The organism is Salipaludibacillus sp. CF4.18, from assembly GCF_051262595.1.
GTDB lineage: Bacteria > Bacillota > Bacilli > Bacillales > Salisediminibacteriaceae > Salipaludibacillus > Salipaludibacillus neizhouensis.
Map to the genome: position 1 here is coordinate 88,381 of NZ_JBIMEV010000011.1, position 15,111 is coordinate 103,491.

General features: G+C 37.3%; 15 protein-coding genes and 1 riboswitch. Of the genes, 9 read left to right on the forward strand and 6 right to left on the reverse strand.

Features of this window, described 5'->3' with window-relative positions:
* Nucleotides 1-28 precede the first annotated feature (28 nt).
* The 5 genes from ACHABW_RS09675 to ACHABW_RS09695 all read left to right on the forward strand — a co-directional run bounded on the left by ACHABW_RS09675 (nt 29) and on the right by ACHABW_RS09695 (nt 5,158).
* Nucleotides 29-781 carry an SIMPL domain-containing protein gene (locus ACHABW_RS09675; RefSeq protein ID WP_435755111.1) on the forward strand — a complete coding sequence of 251 codons (753 nt, stop codon included), beginning with the start codon at nt 29-31 and terminating at the stop codon, nt 779-781.
* Nucleotides 782-1,330: 549 nt separating this feature from the next.
* Entirely contained in the window at nt 1,331-2,071 is a 741-nt protein-coding gene (locus tag ACHABW_RS09680; protein ID WP_435755153.1) for a transporter substrate-binding domain-containing protein, read from the forward strand.
* Between the two features lie 100 nt (nt 2,072-2,171).
* A complete protein-coding gene (locus ACHABW_RS09685) occupies nt 2,172-2,843 on the forward strand; it encodes an amino acid ABC transporter permease (RefSeq protein ID WP_110939094.1) in 672 nt (223 codons plus the stop codon).
* Nucleotides 2,843-3,565: an amino acid ABC transporter ATP-binding protein gene (locus tag ACHABW_RS09690; protein ID WP_435755112.1), complete on the forward strand. Its 723-nt coding sequence runs from the start codon at nt 2,843-2,845 to the stop codon at nt 3,563-3,565. The genes ACHABW_RS09685 and ACHABW_RS09690 overlap by 1 nt, the downstream gene beginning before the upstream one ends.
* Before the next feature lie 933 nt (nt 3,566-4,498).
* Nucleotides 4,499-5,158, forward strand: coding sequence for a hypothetical protein (locus ACHABW_RS09695; RefSeq protein ID WP_435755113.1), 660 nt, complete (start codon nt 4,499-4,501; stop codon nt 5,156-5,158).
* Nucleotides 5,159-5,260: 102 nt separating this feature from the next.
* Here the strand turns inward: ACHABW_RS09695 and ACHABW_RS09700 are convergent, their stop codons facing one another.
* The 4 genes from ACHABW_RS09700 to ACHABW_RS09715 form a co-directional block, all read right to left on the reverse strand.
* Nucleotides 5,261-6,565 (reverse strand): cytochrome P450, encoded by a 1,305-nt coding sequence (locus ACHABW_RS09700; protein WP_435755114.1) that lies wholly within the window; start codon nt 6,563-6,565, stop codon nt 5,261-5,263.
* A gap of 362 nt (nt 6,566-6,927) precedes the next feature.
* Complete coding sequence (locus ACHABW_RS09705; protein WP_435755115.1) at nt 6,928-7,227, reverse strand: response regulator; 300 nt, start codon at nt 7,225-7,227, stop codon at nt 6,928-6,930.
* 78 nt (nt 7,228-7,305) lie between these two features.
* Nucleotides 7,306-7,767: a chemotaxis protein CheX gene (locus ACHABW_RS09710; RefSeq protein ID WP_435755116.1), complete on the reverse strand. Its 462-nt coding sequence runs from the start codon at nt 7,765-7,767 to the stop codon at nt 7,306-7,308.
* 140 nt (nt 7,768-7,907) lie between these two features.
* Nucleotides 7,908-8,004: riboswitch (cyclic di-GMP riboswitch) on the reverse strand.
* 271 nt (nt 8,005-8,275) lie between these two features.
* A complete protein-coding gene (locus ACHABW_RS09715; protein ID WP_435755117.1) occupies nt 8,276-9,793 on the reverse strand; it encodes a BCCT family transporter in 1,518 nt (505 codons plus the stop codon).
* A gap of 973 nt (nt 9,794-10,766) precedes the next feature.
* On the opposite strand from ACHABW_RS09715, the gene ACHABW_RS09720 reads away from it, so the two are divergent.
* Nucleotides 10,767-11,468, forward strand: coding sequence for a Na-translocating system protein MpsC family protein (locus tag ACHABW_RS09720; RefSeq protein WP_435755118.1), 702 nt, complete (start codon nt 10,767-10,769; stop codon nt 11,466-11,468).
* Between the two features lie 30 nt (nt 11,469-11,498).
* Nucleotides 11,499-11,744, forward strand: coding sequence for a hypothetical protein (locus ACHABW_RS09725; RefSeq protein ID WP_435755119.1), 246 nt, complete (start codon nt 11,499-11,501; stop codon nt 11,742-11,744).
* A 99-nt stretch (nt 11,745-11,843) separates the two neighbouring features.
* Here the strand turns inward: ACHABW_RS09725 and ACHABW_RS09730 are convergent, their stop codons facing one another.
* A complete protein-coding gene (locus tag ACHABW_RS09730) occupies nt 11,844-11,999 on the reverse strand; it encodes a DUF1540 domain-containing protein (RefSeq protein ID WP_435755120.1) in 156 nt (51 codons plus the stop codon).
* 312 nt (nt 12,000-12,311) lie between these two features.
* Here ACHABW_RS09730 and ACHABW_RS09735 point away from each other — a divergent pair, with 312 nt between their 5' ends.
* The gene (locus tag ACHABW_RS09735) at nt 12,312-13,439 is read left to right on the forward strand and encodes an NADH-dependent flavin oxidoreductase (RefSeq protein ID WP_435755121.1); all 1,128 of its coding nucleotides are present in this window, start codon (nt 12,312-12,314) and stop codon (nt 13,437-13,439) included.
* Between the two features lie 149 nt (nt 13,440-13,588).
* On the opposite strand, the gene ACHABW_RS09740 is transcribed toward ACHABW_RS09735, so the two are convergent.
* On the reverse strand, nt 13,589-13,996 hold the full coding sequence (locus ACHABW_RS09740; protein ID WP_435755122.1) for an ion channel: 408 nt from the start codon (nt 13,994-13,996) through the stop codon (nt 13,589-13,591).
* A 206-nt stretch (nt 13,997-14,202) separates the two neighbouring features.
* Between ACHABW_RS09740 and ACHABW_RS09745 the strand changes: the two genes are divergently transcribed.
* Complete coding sequence (locus ACHABW_RS09745) at nt 14,203-15,078, forward strand: SMP-30/gluconolactonase/LRE family protein (RefSeq protein WP_435755123.1); 876 nt, start codon at nt 14,203-14,205, stop codon at nt 15,076-15,078.
* The last annotated feature ends 33 nt before the right edge of the window (nt 15,079-15,111 follow it).

The window sequence follows — 15,111 nt, forward strand, 5'->3', positions numbered from 1 at the left end:
ATAGAAATAAGTGGATGGAGGTTTAAGAATGTCTAAAAAAAACTGGTTAATTGCTTCAGGGTCTATTGTAGGTACAATTAGTGTGATTTTATTACTGCAAATCTTATTCAGTCCGTTTTATGATCAACCTGCAACAGCAAATGTAAGCGATGGAATTCAAGAAGGAACTTTGGTGGTAAGCGCGGTTGGTGAAGTCAGTGCGGAACCGGATATGGCATATATTCATCTTGGTGCTGAGGCAGTGGATACTTCAGCGGATGATGCACAAACCGAGGTGAATCAAAAAATAGAAGCTATACGACTAGTTCTAGAGGAACATGGAGTGGAAGATGCGCATATTAAAACGGCACAGTTAGATGTCTACCCGCATCAACAGTTTGATTCTCAAGCGAATGGAAATGAAGATGCACAGTATCTTGCCCAACATATCCTTGAAATTGAATACAGAGATATTGATCGTTTAGGTGAATTTATTGATGACGTATCAGAAGCTGGGGCAAACAGAATTCAACAGACAAGGTTTGTATTACGGGATTCTGAGGCAGCAGAAAACAAAGCATTACAGCAAGCTATTGAGAAAACGGTTGGGAAGGCAGATGCTATGGCTGAGAGCGCCAATAGAGAACGTGGCGAAGTTTTACAAATAGCTGACCAGCAATCACAAGTAGATTTCCCGATGCAAAGTAGCGCCGAGATGTCTGAAGAAGATAGTCGCACTAACGTCGAGTCAGGAGAAGTGAAGATTACTCAACGGGTGGATGTAGTGTATCAATTAAAATAGTTTTAAACTTATTTTTGTTAAGAAGAGGGTATCTCTAATGTTCTTCAAATGACTTTAGAGTATTCATTGGAAAAATATGCAAAACCACTACACAATTATGTGAGAAAAACTTCCGGATGGATTGCCTAATTTTGTTCCTTGCATTATAAATAGAAGTAGTACTTATTAAACTAGCAAAAATCCGTATTCATTTTCATGAATAGATTATTTTTTTTGAAAAATAATATTATTTTGAAATAGACGTAAAAGTGTTTATTATCAGGATTTGAGCAAGATAATGTCTAGTTTCAATCGAAAATTTAGTCTAGTATTTATTGAATAACTATGCTAAGATATTTTCAACAAAGAGAGTTAACAAGAGTAATTCATTTGTTTAGAATAATGCGAATATTAGCATTATTAGTTTCTGTACAAAATAAAAAAGGGGGAAATATTGTGAAAAAAGCTTTATTGTTTTTAGTAACGGCATTAGCGACAACAAGCATGGTAGCATGCGGAAATTCAAATGAAGATGCTGGTGCTAACGAAAATACGAATGCAGCAGAAAACATGAATACAGAAGAGAATGCAAATGCAGAAGAGAATACAGATGCAAATGCAGGTGCAGAGGGAGAAACGTATACTGTAGCAGTTGATACAAACTACGTACCTTTTGGGTTTTTAGATATTGAAACGAATGAAATGGTTGGATTTGATATCGATCTCATTCATGCAGTTGCGGACAAAGCTGGTTTTGAACTTGAAGTGGAAGTCGTTGAGTTTGACGGAATCCTAGCAGGGATGGAAACAGGTCGTTATGATATCGGCATTGCCGGAATGACAATAACAGAAGAAAGAGCAGAAAACTTTGACTTCTCTGATCCTTATTATGATGCAGGTTTAATCATAGCGGTAAGTGCTGATGAAGAGGAGATCCAGTCGGAAGATGACCTAGGTGGTGCAACTGTTGCAACCCGTGCATCTACTACAAGTGAAGATTATTTACTTGAAAATACAGATGCCGAGGTCAAAACGTTCCCTGATATCGTTAATGCGTATCAAGATCTAGTTGCTGGTCGAGTGGATGCAGTTGTTTATGATGTTCCTAACGTTGCATATTACATCGAGACAGAGGCATTAGGTGAAATGAAAACTGTTGGTGGTACGTTAACAGGTGAACAATATGGAATTGCTTTCCCTCAGGATTCTGAGTTAAGAGAACCTGTGAATGAAGCACTCGCAGAACTGATGGAAGATGGAACATATGATGATATTTATGAAGAATGGTTTGGCGAACTCCCTCCAGAGTGATAGTCACCTTTAATAACACACCAATTGTATATCTAAGGCGCGACGAGAATGTCTTGTTGCGCTTTAGATGTTTCATAAGAAGAAGGAGGCCCTTCATAAGATGATAGAACAATTAACCGAAATTTTCACAAGTACACATTTTAGAACAACACTCCCCTATATATACCGTGGATTACAGGTAACGCTTTTTATTACCTTCGTTGGTGTTATCATTGGATTTATTTTAGGTACTATTTTTGGGCTTGCTCGTTTATCGAAAAGCAAAATAATTTATGGTTTAGCTACCGTTTATATCGAATTAGTTCGCGGAACACCTATATTAGTTCAAGCATTATTTCTGTATTTTGCTGTATCAGACTTTTTTGGTATTAACTTTGATGCTGTCACAGCTGGTATTATTGCAATTGCGATTAATGCAGGTGCATACATAGCAGAGATCGTTCGTGGAGGCGTGGAATCTGTAGACAAAGGACAGATGGAAGCAGGGCGTTCTATTGGATTGAGTTCAACCCAAACGATGCGGTACATTATTTGGCCGCAAGCATTTAGACGGATGATTCCGCCGTTAGGGAATCAGTTTATTATTAGTTTAAAAGATACATCGATTTTTGCAGTTATATCAGTAGGGGAAGTAACATTCTTACTGAGACAGTATGTAAGTACAACGGGAGAGACTTTCGTTCCTTATATTATGCTTTGTCTGGCTTATTTAGTAATCACGATCCCAGCAATGCTTATTCTTCGGCGTGTTGAACGGAGGTTAGATGTATAATGATTAAAGTTAACGATCTTCACAAATCATTTGGGGACTTAGAAGTACTTAAAGGTATAGATGCTGAGGTTAAAGAGAAAGAAGTTGTCTGTGTCATTGGACCATCAGGATCAGGAAAAAGTACATTTTTACGTTGTATGAACCATCTCGAGGAAATTACTTCAGGAGATGTAGTTATAGATGGAGAAAGTTTACGAGACCCAAAGGTTAATATTAACAAACTAAGGTCTCAAGTAGGTATGGTTTTTCAGCATTTCAATTTATTTCCGCACAAGTCTGTATTAGAAAATGTCACATTAGGTCCTATTAAAGTTAAAGGGATTTCTAAAGAAGAAGCAGAAAAGGCTGCACTCGAATTACTTGCTAAAGTTGGGCTATCGGATAAGGCAGACGTTTATCCGAAAAGTTTATCGGGTGGTCAAAAGCAAAGAGTAGCAATTGCCCGCGCATTGGCAATGAATCCAAAGGTCATGTTATTTGATGAACCGACGTCTGCACTTGATCCGGAATTAGTTGGTGATGTTTTACAGGCTATGAAGGATTTGGCTATTGAGGGGATGACGATGGTCGTGGTTACTCACGAAATGGGATTTGCTCGTGAAATGGGCGATCGTGTTATCTTCATGGATGAAGGCATAATCATGGAAGAAGGTCCCCCTAGTCAAATATTTGATGATCCGCAACATCCAAGGACGAAAGAGTTTTTAAGTAAGATAATTTAGTTGAAATAGTATCATAGATAGTTGGGAGCACGAGGATTTTTCCTTGTGTTCCTTTTTTAGATAGGTTTAGTTTTATTATGGATATATAATATATCGCTGAAATATAAATCACATTCGATAGATGATTAAACCGGTCGTTCTTTTTCCATCAATTTTTTAATATGATCTTTTGGTTCCCAACAATTAAATTGGTAAGAAGTTTTCGTTTCAAATCCTAAGCGAGAGCAAAAGTACTTAGTACCGTTGGTTGTTTTTGTTATAGTCAAATGAATACAAGTTGCACAGCAGTGGTAGTCTTTCATTTACAATCATTCCTTTCCTAGATAAAAGATTAATGTTATTGTAACATCAATTATTTAGACACACCTAGAAAAGGATAATGAATTGTTACTTAAACAAACGTTTATTTAACCTAGAGGCTCGAATGCTTTAGGTATAGGCTGACGCTTTCCGTGGTAGTCGCAGCCTTCGCTTCTTCTAGTTGTTTGTTCAAAAATAAGAAAGTCAATGTAGACTGCATTTCTACATGTTGGTGTCTATTTGCTCTTTTATTCAACTTATTAGAAAAAATTATGATTACATAAACGAGATCCGGCAGAGCGTTCGATTGCTCGCGGATCATCCACGGAAAGCGAGCGGTTATTCTTCCAAACAACCTTCCATTATAACAAAAACAATAATTTAGAAAAAAGACACTGATTTTTAAGGGAATTGGTAAAAAAGGTCAGAATTTCCCGGGAAATGTCGTTTAAATTATTTATCAGTTTGTTTTATATGATTAATTATCCCCGGATTTATATCATTATAATTATCCATGGGGCTATTCTTTACTTGTAATAATTGGGGACGTAAGAAGTGCATAACCTCACTTATATTTGCTAATTATATGAGTTGTGCAACAGCTTTTTTTAGTTGTTCCAGGGGAGGTATGGGATGAATGAAATGATACTCTTCCTAGCTCTTATTGTATTGGTCGGCGTGATATTTGTTGGATTGAAGCTTATTAATAAGCCAACTCCAGCATATCAGACGGCAAAAGTATCATCAAATAAGAGTAGTAATTATAACTACAAGGAGGAATTTGCCATGGAAAAAGAAACAGAACAAGTAAAGGCAAGAGCAAAAGCAAAAGCTGCCGAATTAGCACAAATTGAAAAGGTAGTAAGTGCAGAAGTAGGAAATGAACTTACTCCACTAAAAAGCCAGTTAGATTCTGTTCAACAAGCGTTAACACAGCTTCAATCCAACGGCCAACAGCAGCAGCAACAGGGTGGAGGCTCGTCGGGACAAAATTCGTCGGGACAAAACCAACAAGCTCAAGCACTCAGGCAACAAGTACAGCAATTCACTTCTCAAACAGAGCAACAGCAGCAACAAACGTTACAACAGCTTCAACAATCATTACAGCAAGTAACGCAAACGTTAGGTGATGCTGAACAATCACTACAGTCTTTTAGTGTATTGAATCAAGTTAATGGTCAATTGCACCAAACCGAAAACCAGTTACAGCAACAAGGTCAGCAACAAGGTCAGCAACAATCACAGCAAGGGCAACAGCAGAGTGGTCAAAGTCAACAACCTCCTAGTCAATAACCTGTGACTTATGTAAATAAAATATGCAATTAAGAGAAGTAGCTGATGCTCGGACATCAGCTACTTTTGTTATTACCATAAATTAAGTGCCGATAAGAATTGTTATATGACTGTGTGTGTTTGTTCATTATCCTCTAAATCATCCAATGACTTTTTAAGTTTTTTAACACGGGTTATGACAAAACGACTTTTCGGTACAGTGGGCATTCGAGTCATACTATAGTTTAAATTTTGGTCGGGAACTGTGTATGTTATATTTTCGGTGAGATATTGAAAAAATGAACGCATGATCATGACAGTAACCCATTCACCGGCACATCGATGGCCAATATGATCACCACCACCTTGAGGAATGAAGGAAAAGGGACTGCCTTTCCAGTCCTTAAATCGCTCTGGTTTGAATTCATCTGGATGGTCCCAAATGTCAGGATGATGATTCGTGCCAAAAATATCTAAAATAACTAGCATGTTCTTTTTAAAATGATAGTTGTGCCAATAGAAACTCTTTTTTACTTTTGCTCCCATAGCTGGAGCAAATGGATAGAAGCGACGGACTTCCTGAGCAAACATGAGGCTGTAATTACTTTTGTTTTCCTTAAGACTAGAAATGGTTTCCGGATGTTCATGTAGCGCCATTGCACCAAAAGTTAGGTAATAGGCTGTTGCAACAATCGGACGAATGATATTATTCAATTCTACAGCAGCGATTTGTGCATCCAATTGTTTCCCATTAGGTTCACGGTGATGGGATATAATATATGCAGCTGTATTTGCCGGAGCTGGAATTTTACCAGAACGGACGTTTTTGACGATTCCTTTTAACCACTTTTCTTGACTTTCCCTAGCTTTTTTACCACTTCTGAATCGTGCAACCGAGCCGCCGAAGGAATCAACCATTTCGCCAAGCTCCCATGCGCGTTGTTTTACATCTTGATCACGCAGTGGAATTCCGGCCCACTTGCAGCCTGTTCGGGTTAAAACTTCTTTTATTTCTTCAAAGAATACTACGTTCTCCTTGGTTTCCCACTCAGCTACCTTTGAATCGAGTTCATTTACCGCTATCTTTCTGACATCCTCTAGTCTTTCCGGAGTCATCATAGATAGAAACATTCTTTTTCGTTGTTTATGAGCTTCATCATCTAGTCCATGAACTCCACCTTCACCTAGCAGGGACTTTTTAATAGGCGTGGGGACAGCATCTTTTCGCTTAAATAGGTTGTTGTTATAAAACATTTCCGCTGCTTCTTTACCGCCCATACAAATTACTTTTTGTCCCATAAGACGTGTTTCAAAGATATCGGATTCTAACTCTTTGCGGAGCCCAGGAAGAAAGTGAAATCCTTCTTTGATGAGAGCCAGTGTATTATCAATGCCTTGTGCTTTAGGAATCGGGGTCTTTACATTCATTAGTGGAAAACTCCCTTTATCGTAAATAATTTTGAGACTCTGATGCTCTCTTTCGAAAACAATAATCTTCTAAGTATTATCCCCAACTTTGCCAGAATTATTTCTACTATATTCCTTTTAAAATTTTACTAAGTATGTGATTAAGTTTTCATAATTCTAGTTCGATTAAGATCTCTAATGAAACTGCATAGAGTCAATCTTGATAAACGTCTAAGGAGATGTACGTTAAAAAAATCAGCAAAAAAGGATAGACAGTTGAATGGATCATAACTGTCTATCCTGTAGTTTTATATCTGAATGCTTTGTATCTTTATAAAACCTAAAGCTTCCTGAATTCTTTCTGAAGAAAATGGCTTAACGATTTAGTCTTTCGCACCCGCTTGAATGGCTTCAACAACCATGCCTTGCTGACCCATCGCTGAACACATTATAACTAGTGCATTACCATCCAGTTTTTTAATTTCTTTTAGTGTATCTACACCATTTAACTCAGGCATAGTTATATCCATTGTGACAACATCGGGTTTTAATTCTTGATACTTTTCTATGGAAACCTGACCATTCTCTGCTTCACCTATTACTTCGTGACCAAGTTTAGTCAAAATATCTTTCAATTGCATTCTCATAAAAGCTGCATCATCTGTAAATAAAACACTTGCCATCTTTTTCGCCTCCTAAGTTTATCCCTATCTTTATTTACGGTTTCATTGTTGGAATTGCATCATAGTCATTTCAATAGATTAATCTAGTAAAAAGTAAATACTCATTGGTCCAACGCTTTCAAAGGAAACAGGTACGTGAAGTGCTTTTTTGTATCCTGTAAGTGTAGTATTCCCTTGAAATATAGTTGGTGAAGTGATATCTGTATTAACTCCTTGTTCGGTGATATTAGTAGACAATCTCCCGGCTATCATATTTCCTAACTCCCCGCTAAAAGAAAGTAGCATTTCTCCCTCAAGAGGCATGCCGAACATTGTTTGCCCGATTCCACCAAAGACTTCAGGATCTCCTGTTAATATCATTTTCCCTTTAAGGTCACCTGTAATTCCTATGAAGACACCATAATTCAAAGTTAGAACTTGTTCAGATAACTTTGCCTTGTGGAGTTCCAAATTTAACGGGACTACGCTCTTGATCGCATTAACTGTTCCATTCAATAAATTAGTAATATTTTGATTTTTTTCCGTTGTTAAGTTTGTCATATAATCACTGCTCCCCTTTTAAAGCTATGGTTGTACGGTCTTTTTACAATTAAGTATAATGACGCATGTAAAGTTAAGTATTTCGTTTATAAAAAATGAAAAATAGCTACCTAGTATAACTGTGGCAGCCATCTGAAAACCGTGGCGGCTAGGCTATCCTGGTAAAAGAAATAATTCCCATACTTTAGACCCTATGCTTTGCGTCCTACCCTTTCGAATAGTTTGCCTATATCAATACTAATATTATAATGTTAGTAGGACCTTTATCACCTGTCTTTTATAATATTACAATGATTTATCTCATATATCAACCTATTTCGACAAAACTTTATTTCATTGTACACATTTCGTATGGACTAGTAATTCTTATGCAATTGAAGAAGAGCACCATTAATAGAAGGATTTTACCCTAGGCTTGAAGTACTAAACTAAAGTCTCACAAGAGAAAACTTCGTAAAAAAAGATTCTCATAAGGCCATGATGCCCTTTTGAGAATCTTTGATTTTGTCTATTTTATTATACCTTGAGATTTAGCCATCTTTTTTACTACCTTAGGTGCTAACCAAAGCGTAGGAAGGAGAATAAGCGAAACAGGAACAGCGGTAAAAACAATAAATGACTGTAGGGCATTAATACTGCCTTCGCCTATGAATAGCAATACTGCTGCTACGGCTCCCATAGTTATTGCCCAAAACACACGAATACTTCTAGCAGGAGTATCATTTCCGGTTACTGTCATAGAGATACTGTACGCCATGGAATCAGTTGTCGTAGCAACAAATACAATACTAACAAATAAGAAAGCACTTGCTACCCATGTGCCGAATGGTAGTTGAGTTGCGATCGCAATCATTGTAGCCGGCATTCCGCCTTCATAGAGTGCATCTCCGATAGAGCCAGGGTTTTGAAGCTCGAAAAATATCCCTGATCCACCAACAACGGTAAACCAAAAATTGGTCACGAGAGGTGCAATAATAATGACAGCAAGGAATAACTCTCGAACAGTCCGTCCGTGAGAGATACGGCTAATGAAAAGCGCCATGGCAGGACCAAAACCAATAAACCAGGCCCAAAAGAAAATGGTCCAGTAGCCGAGCCAATCTCGATCCCCTCTGTATAAACTTAGTTCAAAATAATCTCCAAGATAGAGTCCAAAAGTACCAATGAAAGAGTCGAAGATAAAACCTGCTGGCCCTATGATTAAAATAAGGATCATCAAAGTTATTGTTAATATGATATTAAAACGACTTAGCCATTCGATTCCTTTATGAATGCCGGTTAGTGCAGATATGGCGGCAATGGTGACAAGAGAAAATATAATCACTACTTGCGTTAAGAATGTATTTGGGATACCAAACAATGACTCAAGGCCATAGGCTGCTTGAAGTCCTAAAAAGCCAATAGGTCCTATCGTTCCTGCAGCAACTGCTATGATAGAAAAAGCGTCTACTATTATACCTAGAATGCTGTTTTTTTTCATAATGCTGTCACCGAAAAGGGGATAAAGAAGCGTACGAGGTTTCATTGGCAACCCTTTTGAGTAGCCATACATCAAAACGACAACACCTAATGTACCTAATATTGCCCAACCGGAGAATCCCCAATCTAAGAAGGATTGTGCCAAGGCGGGTGAAATAGTAGCTTCTTGACCTGGAGCAATATCCCCATACATTGGCGGAGTCTCTAGAAAGTGGTACATCGGTTCTGCTGCTGCCCAAAAGACACCACCGCCTCCAAGAAGAGTGGTCATGATCATGGCTATCCACTTAAATGTACTCGTTTCAGGTTTTCCAGGCTCTCCAAGGCGCACATTTCCATATTTGGATACCATCATAACGGCAGCAACGATTAAATTAAGTAGCATAAATACTTGCCAAAAAGCACCAAAATAAGTTGCGGACCAGGCGAATGTTGACTCAACGAAATTAGCTATCCACTCGACTGAAATAAAAGAAGCGATCACAAATAAAACGAGTGAACCCCCGCTGATAAGAAAAACCGGCCATTCAATTTGTCGTTGTTTCAATATAAAGCCTCCTAAAGGTATGTATGTTTTTTAACAAGATAAGAATTTATAAAATTAGCAGCTACCTTCACGCCGCAAGTATCAAGGGAAACCCACCCTACTCGGGGCGGCGGAAGCGGATGCTGTATTTAATAAAAGACGGCTCTGCCGTTTTTCTTATAAGTAATTTAAAGCTTATTTACTCTACCACAACCCAATACGGAGAAACAATAGAATGAACAACCTTCTGTTTATTGTGAGTATTCTGTGAATTTATTTTCCTTGCTAAATACTATGGTAACAAAGGTTCCTCTGTATTATTTGGTGAAGCAAGAGATTTATGCAAAATTAAAAAGAATAAGATATAACGTGTGGTTTTTAGTAAGAAAAAGATTATTTAATGGAAGCTAGTGAAATTTTTATGAAAAACCTTAATTCATGTTTAATATATATAGATATAGGGAAGCACCTATATGAGGACGAGTATTTAAAGCCTGACCTTGATGAGAGATTTATATTTTCAGAAAAGTTGAATATCGTAAAGTAAGTTAACAAATGTAATGATTAAAAAAGAATAAAAAGTTCCAGCAGTAATGATGTAGACAATAGAGCTAACAGATGAGCTGGGAAGGGTGCTTACCCTTTCCAGCTCTTTTTTACGTTATTTAACTTTAATAGGGAGGCGCATGCCTAATTAGCATTAGGATATAAAATCTTTTTTTACTCTTAATTCACATAGCTAACGAAATATTTCTCCTGAAGTAAAATCCAATTATTTCCACAAGGGTAGGATTAAATTCCCTTGAATAATGGGTATGAATAAATTGTTATCTAACTCGTGAAGAATGAGGGAAGTAGCTTTTATTCAAAACTTACTTTTTAAAAAGTTTTCTATTAGGAGGCAGTAGTGATGGGCTGCAAATTTGAAGACTATTTAGTACTGTAGGATATTGTCAGGCACGTGGGATTAAATGATATCTTTTGGAGGTTTCCAATGGTTGAAAAAAATGAAGAACTAGAGGTTAAAAACAAACAAAAAGAAGTTTCCAGTTCTGTAAGTAAGGAATTACGTGATCATTTTGGAAGGGGTCCTGAGTCTGTTTTTGTAAGTTTAACACCCTGTGTAGTTGTGATCCATATCAGAAATTTTTTATCCCCAATAGAAAGTGTTCTTATGAAACAAGAGGGTCTTAAAGGAGTGGAATCTTTACGTGAGATTCTAATGAAAAGTGTTCTTCCTGAAATAAAAACCAAAATATCAGCTTCTTTCGATATCAAGGATTTTGAATTCTTTTATGATTGGAATATCGATCAAAAGTCAGGAATGATTATTGGAATTCACTGGGATAAAATAGATAGGCAAGAGATTGAGAAATCCTTTTATGGTGCAATGAATCAAGAGATTCGAAAAATAAGTGAAACTGCTGAAAAACAACCGGAGCATGTGTTTACTTATCAAGTAAATCCCAGAACGATTATTTCAGGCAGAGAAGGAATTTTGATTCGTATTGAAAAAGAGCTTATTAGTTTAGGTTCTGGTGAAACACTGCAAATTGCGAAAAGAAGATTAGAAAAAAGGTTACTTAATGAAGGAGAGTTTAACAAAATACTTGGGGTTTCGGTACAGGATATTTTTGTGCATTGGGATTTCGAGTCTGATAAAAGTATCATTGTTTTTATAACTGATCCTTTTTAGTGACAAACATATAAAATACCTGGAGGGAATATGAATCAAAATCAATTAAAAAAGATGTTAAAAGAATTAACGGTTGAGCCTTACAGTTCATGTAAAATGACATACACTTTTGCTAAGGACGAAGATAAGAAACCAGTTGTTTCTGTATTTTTAGACAGAGAAACAAAAGCTTTTCATATCCAAGATATTGAACAAGGGATGACTGAATGTATGAAAGATGTGGAAAATGCAGTATCTTATATTATTAAAAGAGTAAGTACTGAAGAAAGTATATAATGCCGCTTCTGGTCTCATTTTAAGTTCTTCTTTACATAAAAAGGAGAGAAAGTATTTTGAATTCTCTCCAATTTTGTAAAAAACCGTTATTTTTGTTTATTAGTGTTGATTCTCAAAGGTTTTACAATCTGTTTCTTCTTGATGTTCTGCTTCTTTCCCGGTGTGGCTGACTACATATATTCTGTCAGCAGCACAATGATTTCCGTTTGCCCAATGAACACAGTTACTTACTTCGCAAAGTACATCTACAGCCATCAAAAAACACCTCCTCTTGTATGCTTAGAATAAGCTAAATCAGAGTCCGTAATACTATAGAGATATTGTGATTGATGAGAATATTAGGGGCCCAAGCTATTTATATCCATGATTTAATAATGAGGGAATTATAATTTAAACCAAATAAAGTGAAAATCTAAAATGTGTTTTTTTATTGAGCGTTGTACATATGCTATAAGCAAATAAATGGACTTGTTATCCTCTATGAGATAGTTTATTGTTACGGTCGAAGATGAATGATAACCGTATAAAAGTAACACTAAAGCATAAAGACAGCAGGAGGAGTTAAGGATGAAGAAACAATATGAACCAATGTTTGATACATTTACATTCAAACGAGGAGTTACGGTGCCGAACCGTATTATGATGGCGCCAATGACGAACTTTGCTTCCAAGGAAAATGGGGAAGTATCGGAAGAGGAACTAGAGTATTACCGAGTTCGTTCCAATGGACCCGGAACGGTGATTACCGCAGTTGCCTATGTTACTAGAGGTGGAAAAGGTTTCTCTCATGAAATAGGTGCGGATAACGATCAACTAATTCCTGGGTTGGCACGGCTTGCGTCAACGATTAAAGATCAAGGAGCAAAAGTAATTTTACAAATTTTTCACGGAGGAAGAATGTGTCCTCCAGAGGAGTTATTAGACGGACAACCGATTAGCGCAAGTGCAGTTGCTCCATTAAGAGAGGGTGCCGTTACTCCTCGAGAACTGGATCATCTTGAAATAGAAGGAATTATTTCCGATTTCGGCGAAGCCACTAGACGTGCAATTGAGGCTGGTTTTGACGGTGTAGAAATACACGGAGCTAATACGTACTTAATCCAACAGTTTTTCTCTCCTCATTCAAACAGACGTGGGGATGAGTGGGGTGGTTCATTAGAAAAACGTATGCGATTTCCTTTCGCTGTGATTGATAGCGTGAAAAAAGCAGTTGATCAGCATGCCAAAAATCCATTTGTTATCGGCTATCGAATTTCTCCCGAAGAAATGGAGAACCCGGGAATTAAAATGGAAGATACATTAGCATTCGTGGATCAGTTAGCAGAGGCAGATCTAGACTATCTTCATATATCTGTTCAAGATTTCTGGAGTGGGTCAATGAGAGATAAGGAAGATAAAGAGTCACGAATCGTACTAATTCAAAATAAAGTAGGTGCTCGAGTTCCTGTCATTGGAGTGGGATCGCTTCATACGCCAGACGAAGTGATGAAAGCTTTTGACACAGGAATCCCTTTTGTTGCACTAGGTCGTGAGTTAATCATGGAACCTAATTGGGTGAAAAAAGTTCAGGAAGAGAAGGAAGCTTCAATTCGTCAAACATTAACGAAAAATGATCAAAAAGAGCTAGTTGTTCCTGATTATTTATGGAATGCTATTATGAATAGTCCAGGTTGGTTCCCAGTAGAGGAAAACTAAGCATTATTAGGTGTCTCAATAGGTCAAAAAGACCTGTTGAGACACTTTTTTTATAATAAAGATGAAAGCTATTTTTACGCCACAAGCATCAAGGAGACGAAAGCTTACGCTGTATTTAATAAAAGACGCTACGCGTTTTCTTATTAGGGTTATTCGTCTTTTTCTCCTGAGCTGGTTAGTGCTTTCATGAAATATGCGGTCGGAAGCAGAAGCCCGATACTTGCTTCAATTAATGAAAAGAACCTGGCACTTCCAACAGGAACTAAATCCCCGTAACCAACAGATAAAATAGTAACCCCACTAAAATAAAGGGAGTCTAAAAATGTGACATCCGCAACATCACCGGTAGGGTCGTTAACTTTTAATACAACTCCATTTAAAGACAGTAAGTAATAAAGACAAGCAAAACCTATTGTGAATCCTAAAAGTACAAAGAATAGCTTATAGAAAAGAATTGAACTGAAATAGCTATTTTTAAAGGATTTGTTATTGAAAAAATAATATAAATTTACAATCATAAATATAATTGTTATTCCTATTAATATACCGGATAACATAGTAAAGCCCCTTTCAAAGTAATAATAATCCGTTCCCGTTACTGCGAAGCTAAAACATGTAAAGATTCGTTGGTTTTTCAAGACCGCATTTGAAATTATTATGAATGGAAGCTCCATTTTTTTATTAATCAGTGTAAGATAGTGGGTAGAAACGATTAGAAAGTGTGTAGCTGTGTTAACGATACTTTTGAGAAGGATGGGATACGATGGATTCATTGGAATTGGTAGTCGATGCAAAGGCGGAACTAGGAGAAGGTCCTTTTTGGGATGAGCGCACTAATCAACTCATCTGGGTCAATATTAATGGGTACAGTGTAAACTTCTATGATCCTTTTACGAGAGAGAATGTTAGTCATGATGTTGGTCAGCATGTGGGAGCAGCGGTGGTAAGGGAAAGTGGCGACCTGTTGCTGGCAATGAGACAAGGTTTTTATACGTATGATATTAAAAGCAAAAAGTTAATTGCTGTTCATGATCCTGAACCTAATAAAACAGGTAATCGATTTAATGATGGGAAATGCGATCCGCAAGGAAGGTTTTGGGCAGGAACGATGGTTTTAGAAGGGGATTCTGGACAAGCAAATTTGTTCAAAATGGATACGGATTTTTCAGTAGAAAAAATTATATCAGGGGTAACGATCTCTAACGGTCTGGCGTGGGATACAGAAAAAGGAAAAATGTATTATATTGATACACCGACTAAGAAAATCCAATCGTTTGATTTCCATTCGGAAACTGGAGAATTAACAAATGAACAAACAGCCGTCACCTTTGCGAAAAACGTTGGTAGTCCTGATGGAATGACTATTGATGAAGAAGGAATGTTATGGGTGGCTTTTTTCAGAGGTTCGAGAGTTGCAAGGTTTAATCCAGAGACAGGAGTGCAGCTTGCTGAAATTCCTGTGCCAGCTAGTCAAGTAACCTCTTGTGCATTTGGAGGAGAAAACATGGATGAATTATATATAACGACAGCTAGAAACGGTTTAACTTCTGAGGAATTGAAAGAGCAACCTCATGCAGGTGGTTTATTCCGCATTAAACTGGATGTTAAAGGAGCCCCTTCTTACAAGTTTAGAGGCTAGGGTAGTACTTTTGCTTTGTTATGTGCAGCCGAA